The 517-nt window shown below is 42.0% G+C and carries 1 protein-coding gene; it reads right to left on the reverse strand.

The window, feature by feature from the left end; genetic code table 11:
- Positions 1-94 precede the first annotated feature (94 nt).
- Complete coding sequence (locus tag SCJ97_11750) at positions 95-319, reverse strand: LDCC motif putative metal-binding protein (GenBank protein ID MDW7740702.1); 225 nt, start codon at positions 317-319, stop codon at positions 95-97.
- Between the last annotated feature and the right edge of the window lie 198 nt (positions 320-517).

Here is a 517-nt window from a genome sequence, read left to right on the forward strand (position 1 = left end):
TATAAACCTCAGCTTTTGTTGATCCGTTAATCTCTTCAGATAGTAGTAATACTGTGCAATATATATCGGCTATGCTTGTAAGTTTACTCTGCAATTAATGGCAGGAAAGTTTTTCTCCTTTAAATTCTTCGGCATTGGATTCTGCAAGGCGATAGAGGAAGCGCTGCCACCAATTCCTGCCTGTATACTTTTCCGGGTCCCGGCTAAATTTATCGCGGCAATCTTCGCAGCAGAATTCATAACCCTTATCTTTAAAAGTGTAATTTGCTTTTACCTGGTCGGGTGTTAACACATTTTTGCATACAGGATCATAATACATGATCAATCCTCCTCTTCTGTCCCATAGTTATTTCAGATCTTTTTACCCGGATAAAATCCCTTCATATCCGGCCTTACTGATTACCTGAAGCAGGGTTTCTTCATTTATTATCGAGGGGTCGTATTCTACATAGGCTTCTTCTGCAGCAAGATCCACCTGTGCCTTAATGACCCCTGCGGCCTGCTGCAGGGCCTTTTC

The organism is Bacillota bacterium (assembly GCA_033549065.1).
Classification (GTDB): domain Bacteria; phylum Bacillota; class Dethiobacteria; order DTU022; family DTU022; genus JAWSUE01.